Below are 5,938 nucleotides of genomic sequence, written 5' to 3'. Positions count from 1 at the left end.
GTGTGTGGTTGGAGCCCTTGGCCGGATCTGCGATGTAGGCGGGGTTGGGCGCCACGGCCCAAAGTGCCTCCTGCGCTTCCTGCGGTCTGAAGGCGTCGAAAATCTTGAGCTGAAAGCCCATGTTTTTAGCGGCCGTGATGGCTTTGCGCAGGCCGGCGTCTGCCTGCGGATGCAAGAAGCACAGCGGGCTGTCATAAATCACCTGGCCGGTGAAGTTGTTGGTGCCTGCGTAGATCAGGTCGATCACCACGCCATGACTGGCTTCTGTGACAGGAACGAGCGGTGAAAGATTTTCCATGGGCAGGTATTTATGAAAAATAAGGCTGTAAGTCAATGAAGGTAAGCGCAAGCAGCTACCAAAAGTATAGCAACTGGCGGGCTTCACGGCACTACTGGAACGCGACTTCCGAAAAACTGCGCAGCTTGCGGCTGTGCAGCTGGGTGATGCCTTCGGCGCGCAGCAGCTCGATGGCGCGTATCCCGATGCGCAGGTGCTGGTCCACGCGCTCGCGGTAGAAATGGTTGGCCATGCCGGGCAACTTGATCTCGCCGTGCAGCGGCTTGTCGCTCACGCACAGCAGGGTGCCGTACGGCACGCGAAAGCGAAAGCCGTTGGCGGCAATCGTTGCGCTTTCCATGTCCAGCGCCACGGCGCGGCTCTGGCTGAAGCGGCGCTGCGGCTGGTTGCCCGGCAGCAGCTCCCAGTTGCGGTTGTCGGTGGAGGCCACGGTGCCGGTGCGCATGATGCGCTTGAGGTCGGGGCCGACGGCATGGGTGACGTCGGCCACGGCTTTTTCCAGCGCGACCTGGATTTCGGCCAGCGCCGGGATCGGCACCCACAGCGGCAGCTCTTCGTCCAGCACATGGTCTTCGCGCACATAGCCGTGGGCCAGCACATAGTCGCCCAGCTGCTGGCTGTTGCGCAGGCCCGCGCAGTGGCCCAGCATGATCCAGGCGTGCGGGCGCAGCACGGCGATGTGGTCGGTGATGTTTTTGGCATTGGCCGGGCCCACGCCGATGTTGACCATGGTGATGCCGGTGCGGTCGGCGCGCAGCAGGTGGTAGCCCGGCATTTGCGGCAGGCGGGGCGGCTGTACGCCAAGCTCGTCGCCGGCCTCGGCGGGCAGCCCGGCGCGCCGGGTCACCACGTTGCCGGGCTCGATGAAGGCGGTGTACTCGCTGTCCGGGTCGGCCATGGCTTCATGGCCCAGGCGCACGAACTCGTCGATGTAGAACTGGTAGTTGGTGAACAGCACGAAGTTCTGGAACCAGTGCGGCGAGGTGCCGGTGTAGTGGCGCAGGCGCTGCAGCGAATAGTCGACACGCGCCGCGGTGAACAGCGACAGCGGCTGCGGCTCGCCGGGCAGGGGTTCATAGGTTCCATTGGCAATGCCGTCGTCCATGGCGGCCAGGTCGGGCAGGTCGAACACGTCGCGCATCAGCATGCGGCGGGCTGCATCCATGTTGCCTTCAATATGGTCGTTCTCTGCAAATGAGAAGTGAATGGGGATGGGCTGCGTGCTGGTGCCGATTTCCAGCTCCACATCGTGGTTCTGCATCAGCAGGCGGAACTGTTCAAGGTAATAGTTGCCGTAGAGGTCGGGCCGGGTCAGTGTGGTTTCAAAGCGGCCGGGACCGGCCACAAAACCAAAGCTCAGCTGCGAGATGTCGGGCGTCTCCAGGATGGCGCGTGCCACCGTGTCGGTATGGATGCGCACGAAAGGGTAGCAGGCGCGCACATGGCCGGGCAGGGTTTCGCCGGCCACATAGCGCTGCATTGCATCGCGCAGGTGGGCAATCTGCTGGTCATAAATGGCGCGAACCTGTGCCAGTGCGGCGGCCGGGTCGCTGTAGCGGGTCGGGGCTATGAAAGGCGGCAGATAGGGCATGAAAAAAGCCTTGTTTTTATGGTGAAGGTACAGCAGGTGGTTTTCGGCAAAGCGTAGCACCGCAGGGCATGCACATCATTGTGCGGCAAGTACCGTGACACACCCTAGAATGCCCTGATGAAACACCACAACCCTTCGGGGCACCTGCGCGCGCTGGTTGCAGCCTTGCTCGGCGCCCTGTGCCTGCAGGTGGCCCAGGCGCAGTCCCCCGCACCGGGCCGCGCCGCGCAGGTGCCTGCTGCCGCCGCACCGGCCCAGATCTCCCGCGACGCCCAGCGTGCCTATGAAACCACGCGCGACAAACTGGTGCAGATCCGCACCCTGCTGCGCAACTCCAACACCCAGGCCAGTGTGGGCTCGGGCTTTTTTGTCTCGGCCAACGGGCTCATCATCACCAACTTCCATGTGGCCAGCCAGCTGGCGCTGGAGCCCGAGCGCTACCGCGGCGTCTACGTGCCGGTGGACGGCAAGGAGGCCGAGGTTGAATTGCTTGCCTTCGACGTCCGCAACGACCTGGCGCTGCTGCGCGTGAAGACGCCGGCAACAGGAATGCCGCAGCTGGCTTTTCGCGGGGCGGACAGGCCCCTGGCGCGCGGCGAACGCATTTATTCACTGGGCAATCCGCTGGATATCGGATTTGCGGTCACCGAGGGTACCTACAACGGCCTCGTGCAGCGCAGCTTTTACCCGCGCATCTTTTTCGGCGGGGCGCTCAACCCCGGCATGAGTGGCGGCCCGGCGCTGGACGACGCCGGCCAGGTGGTCGGTATCAACGTATCCAAGCGGCTGGACGGCGATTTGCTGAGTTTTCTGATTCCTGCCGAATTCGCCCAGGCGCTGCTGGCAAAGGCCGCTTCGGCCAAGCCCATCACCAAACCGGCACATGCCGAGGTGGCGCGCCAGCTGGGCGAGCACCAGGCGTTGCTGACGCAAAAGTTCACAGCGGTGCCGCTTACGGCGCAAAAGCACGGCGGCTACAGCGTGCCCGTGCCCGAAGATTCCCTGGCCCGTTGCTGGGGCCGCGGACGCGAGCCCGACTTCAAGGCCTTTGACCTGGAGCGTACCGATTGCCAGATTGACAGCCACGTGTTTGCGGGCGATTTCAACACCGGCTACATCCGCCTGCGCTATGAAGCCTACAACGCGCCCAAGCTGGGCCCCTTGCGTTTCGCCGTCATGTACTCCCAAAGCTTCGGCAATGAGTACTTCTCTACCCGGGGTTCACGCAAGGCCACGGCGGCCGAGTGCTCCGAACGCTTCGTCGAAACGGGCGGCATGCCCATGCGCGCCGTGGTGTGCATGAGTGCCTACCGCAAGCTGCCGGGCCTCTACGATGTGTCGGTGCTGACCATGTCCGTCAACCAGTCCACACGCGGTGTGCAGGGACGCATGGATGCGCAGGGTGTGAGTTTTGACAACGGCCTCAAGCTGGTGGCGCATTACCTGGGCGGTTTTAAATGGGAGGCCGCACCATGAGCGCCGGCAATCTCGCCCTGCTGCAGGCCACCGACCGCAATGGCGCGCTGGTGGGCCGCCTTGACGTGCGGCACTGGCCCGTTACCGTGGGCCGCGCACTCACCGCCGACCTGGTATTGGATGACGGCCATGTGGCCGCTGAACACTTGCGCATAGACCGCACGCCGGAAGGCGAAGTGATGGTGCAGGTGCTGGACACGGTCAATGGTGTCGCGCTGAACCGGACGCTGCATGGCCAGGGCACGCAGTTCAGCTGGCCTGCCGGCGAGGCCCTGACCCTGGGCCGGCTGAAGCTGGGGCTGCGCCTGGCGGAGGCGCCGGTGGCCGCTGAAGAGCGGCTGCCGCACTTTCCGTGGCGCACGACCGGCTGGACTTTGCTGGCATTGACCGCCATGCTGGCGCTCGTGGTGGGGCAGTCGTGGCTGACCCTTACCGAGCCATCCCAGCTGGCGCGGCAATTGCCCGGCCTGATGGCGATGGTGGCCATGGCGATCACCGTGTGGGCGGGCCTGTGGGCCCTGGCCACCAAGCTATTTACCGGCCACCTGCAGTTCTGGCGCCATGTCCGTATTGCCTGCACCAGTTCGGTGGCGATACAGCTGGTAGCCACGCTGGCTGGCCTGCTGGCTTTCATGTTCTCGCTAGAAAGCCTTGCGCGCTTTGAGACGCCGCTGCTGCTATTGGGGGCGGCTGCGGCCATCTATGTGCACCTGACCGTCATCGTGCCGCAGCGCCGCCGCGGACTGGCGGGGCTGGTGGCCGGCGTGGCCGTGCTGGGCATTGTGGCCATGCTGGGCACCAACTGGCTGCAGAACAAGCGCCTGTCCAACAAGCTCTACATGTCCACCCTCTACCCGCCATCCCTGCGCATGGCGCCGGCTGTGCCCCTGGCGCAGTTCCTCGGGGAAGCCGGCACCATCCGCCAGCGCCTCGACGAACGCCTGAAAGACCGTGAGCCGGATGCAGATACGCCCGAAGACCCGGACGCGGATTAATATTTCCTGAAATCAGTCCTTGACCGGTTCGCGCATCGTCACGAATTCCTCGGCGACGGTCGGGTGGATGCCGATGGTGCTGTCAAATATTGCCTTGGTCGCACCGGCCTTCATGGCCACGGCAAAACCCTGCACGATTTCGCCGGCGTCCGGCCCCACCATATGCAGGCCGACCACGCGGTCGGTAGCGTCTTCGACCAGCAGCTTCATGAGCGTGCGTTCGGTGCTGCCGCTCAGCGTGTGCTTGAGGGCCTTGAAGTCGGCGCGGAACACTGTGACTTTGCCGAACTTCGCGCGCGCATCGGCCTCTGAATAGCCGACCGTGCCGATGTTGGGATGGGTGAAGACGGCGGTCGGCACAAATTCATAACTCATGCTGCGCGGTTTCTTGCCGGCGGCGGGGCCGAAGAGCTGGTCCACCACCACCATGGCTTCGCCCAGGGCTACCGGTGTCAGCTGCATGCGCGCCGTCACGTCGCCCAACGCATAGATGGACGGCACCGAGGTCTGGTAGTGCGCATTGACCTGGATCGCACCGGCTGCGTTGACGGCCACACCGGCGGCTTCAAGCCCGATGCCGTTCGCATTGGGAATCCGGCCCGTGGCGTAGAGCACGGTGTCCACCTCCAGGCTTGCGCCGTCCTTGAGCGTCACCTGCAGGCCTGTGGCGGTTTTGGCGATGGCCGCGATCTCTGCGCCCAGCTGCAGGGTGATGCCGGTCTTGCTCATCTCGGCGGCAATGAAGCGCCGCACGTCATCGTCAAAACCGGTCAGCAGCATGTCGCGGCGATGGACCTGGGTGACCTGTGAACCCAGTCCGTTGAAGATCGAGGCGAATTCGCAGGCTATGTAGCCGCCGCCCACCACCAGCAGGCGCTTCGGGAAGGGATTGAGGTCAAACATGTGGTCCGAGGTCACCACATGCTCGCGTCCCGGCACGGCAGGCACTGTGGCGGTACCACCTGTGGAGATCAGGATGCTTTTGGCCGTGAATTTTTTGTCGTCGACCTCGACGGTGTGCTCGTCAAGCAGCCGCGCCCAGCCGGTGATGATCTGCACGCCAGCGCTTTCAAGCAGCTGCACATAAATGCCGTTGAGCCGCGAAATCTCGCGGGCACGGTTGGCCTTGAGCGTGTCCCAGTCAAACACCGGCGCCTCGCCGACCCAGCCGAAGCCGCGCGACTCTTCAAAGCTGTCGCCGTAGTGGGCCGCATAGCTGTAGAGCTTTTTGGGAATGCAGCCCACGTTCACGCAGGTGCCGCCCATCGCAGCGAATTCGGCCAGTCCCACACGGGCGCCGCGCTGGGCCGACATGCGCGCGGCGCGCACACCGCCGCTGCCGCCGCCGATCACGAAAAGGTCAAAATCAAAAGTCTGCATTCGCTGTCCTTGTTCTGGTGTCTGCTGACGTTGTTTTTCGGGTGCCTTGATGCCGGCTCTCAAGACTGGAATTCCCGGAGCTCTTTTTTCATCCACTCAATGAACACCCGCGTGCGCATGGGCAGCAGCCGGGCGTGCGGGTAAACAATGTTGATGGGCCGGGGCGGCGGCTCGAAACCCTCCAGCACGGTGCGCAAT

Annotated in this window: 5 protein-coding genes and 1 pseudogene; 2 read left to right on the top strand and 4 right to left on the bottom strand. The window is 64.0% G+C overall.

Annotated features, from left to right (window positions below):
* Both AC1DWI_RS11735 and AC1DWI_RS11730 read right to left on the bottom strand, forming a co-directional pair.
* A partial coding sequence (locus AC1DWI_RS11735; RefSeq protein WP_477724880.1) for a M15 family metallopeptidase occupies positions 1–298 on the bottom strand: 298 nt, incomplete at its 3' end.
* A 91-nt stretch (positions 299–389) separates the two neighbouring features.
* Positions 390–1,889 carry an AMP nucleosidase gene (locus AC1DWI_RS11730; RefSeq protein ID WP_477668610.1) on the bottom strand — a complete coding sequence of 500 codons (1,500 nt, stop codon included), beginning with the start codon at positions 1,887–1,889 and terminating at the stop codon, positions 390–392.
* Positions 1,890–2,006: 117 nt separating this feature from the next.
* Between AC1DWI_RS11730 and AC1DWI_RS11725 the strand changes: the two genes are divergently transcribed.
* Positions 2,007–3,365, top strand: a complete 1,359-nt coding sequence (locus AC1DWI_RS11725; RefSeq protein WP_477668609.1) for a S1 family peptidase — start codon at positions 2,007–2,009, stop codon at positions 3,363–3,365.
* Entirely contained in the window at positions 3,362–4,360 is a 999-nt protein-coding gene (locus AC1DWI_RS11720) for an FHA domain-containing protein (protein ID WP_477668608.1), read from the top strand. Before AC1DWI_RS11725 ends, AC1DWI_RS11720 begins: the two co-directional genes overlap by 4 nt.
* Before the next feature lie 12 nt (positions 4,361–4,372).
* Here AC1DWI_RS11720 and gorA read toward each other — a convergent pair whose 3' ends face one another.
* Together gorA and AC1DWI_RS11710 are read right to left on the bottom strand one after the other, a co-directional pair.
* Positions 4,373–5,740 (bottom strand): glutathione-disulfide reductase, encoded by a 1,368-nt coding sequence (gorA, locus tag AC1DWI_RS11715; protein ID WP_477668607.1) that lies wholly within the window; start codon positions 5,738–5,740, stop codon positions 4,373–4,375.
* 59 nt (positions 5,741–5,799) lie between these two features.
* Positions 5,800–5,938, bottom strand: a pseudogene (locus AC1DWI_RS11710) (LysR family transcriptional regulator); the annotation flags it as partial.

Source organism: Polaromonas sp. P3_C2 (assembly GCF_056402675.1).
The sequence above is the reverse complement of the archived record's forward strand: the minus strand, read 5'-3'. Positions and strand labels throughout refer to the sequence as shown.

Coding starts and splice junctions, on each gene's coding strand:
- AC1DWI_RS11730 (WP_477668610.1), bottom strand. CDS start 1,889: ATGCCCTATCTGCCGCCTTTCATAGCCCCGACCCGCTACAGCGACCCG.
- AC1DWI_RS11725 (WP_477668609.1), top strand. CDS start 2,007: ATGAAACACCACAACCCTTCGGGGCACCTGCGCGCGCTGGTTGCAGCC.
- AC1DWI_RS11720 (WP_477668608.1), top strand. CDS start 3,362: ATGAGCGCCGGCAATCTCGCCCTGCTGCAGGCCACCGACCGCAATGGC.
- gorA (WP_477668607.1), bottom strand. CDS start 5,740: ATGCAGACTTTTGATTTTGACCTTTTCGTGATCGGCGGCGGCAGCGGC.